Below are 1244 nucleotides of genomic sequence, written 5' to 3' on the forward strand. Positions count from 1 at the left end.
CTAATCATTAAATTTTTTGAGAATTTGGGGGGATTTGAAAAATGAGCATAAAGAAAAAGCCCTTGGAATCTGGGCTAAAGATTCCGAGAGCCTATCTTCCCCTTGGGGGGAAGGCTTTGACGGGGAATCTTTTAGGTTATATGGTTTTAGCATTTTCTAAATCAAGTGCATCCTCTGCATTAGCCGGTGCATCATCTTTCGAGTCTACCACATCCTGCTCATCGTCCCGATTTCCCATAATTTCATTCAGCATCTGTTGGATCATTTGCTGAATCATGGAATTAAGCTCATCCACAATATTGTTATAGCTCTTTGTTGAAACAGAAGTTACGCCGGTTTTTTCGGAAGTAGTATCTTCCCTGCCGATATTCATCAGCTTTTCAAAGAACGTCTCCATTTGCTCGAACAGCTTCTTTGCTCCTGAAAGATTTCCGTCTGTTTCTGCAGCAAATCCGACCTTGTAAAGGTAATTGCCATTCTCGGTAATGTCCTCCGGAATTGCAGATCTTACAGCTTTCATGGCATTGTCTGCAAGTCCTTCCGTATCTCTGATATAGGCGCAGAGTGTGGCAAAACCTGCGTAATCTGTATTTGTGGGATCAACGCTGTAGGGATCTATCTCTTTTGAGAATGAATTACCATCCTTATCTATTCCGGATGCAGTATAGATTCTGGAACCACCCGACACATTTATTGTTATCTTCAGCTCCTGCTGTCCGCTACTAACGTCAAATGCTGACGAACCAGTGCTTTTTTCCGTAGCACCTGTTATGTCAGAAGGCATCTTGGCAGTTATTATTCTCGTATATGACAGGAATGCGCCTTGACCGTAAGGGCTTGACTCGCTTGCCTTTATTACTTTGGCATCATCTCCTGTATTTGTTACATCCCCCGTTTCAGTTGCTTTTTCAGTGGCAAGGTTCATTGCGGTAAGAAAACTTGGAACTTCCGAGTCACTGTTTACAGTGTTTTTCACCCGGGAAGCACCTGTTCCAACCTTAAAGGCGCCGAAAGCCATATAGACGCTTCTGTAACCACCGATATTGTTGAGATCTTCCATATATACCCTTTCTGTGCAACCTCTGTCATTCGGGTGCACGCCACTCCCCAAAGGGCCGAGTGGCAAACCATTATTACGTCACTTGTTTTTTCTCCTCCTAATATATAGTTGTGGGGTTAAGTTACCTAACAGCCAGCTAGGCCTTAGCCCTCTTGTTGCTTAAGCTGTACAATGATAAGGCATT

Annotated in this window: 1 protein-coding gene; it reads right to left on the minus strand. The window is 43.5% G+C overall.

Features of this window, described 5'->3' with window-relative positions; translation table 11 throughout:
* Positions 1-136 precede the first annotated feature (136 nt).
* On the minus strand, positions 137-1060 hold the full coding sequence (locus BLR42_RS22275; protein WP_091873943.1) for a hypothetical protein: 924 nt from the start codon (positions 1058-1060) through the stop codon (positions 137-139).
* Between the last annotated feature and the right edge of the window lie 184 nt (positions 1061-1244).

Origin of the sequence: Butyrivibrio sp. INlla16, assembly GCF_900104155.1 — a bacterium.
Lineage (GTDB): Bacteria > Bacillota > Clostridia > Lachnospirales > Lachnospiraceae > Butyrivibrio.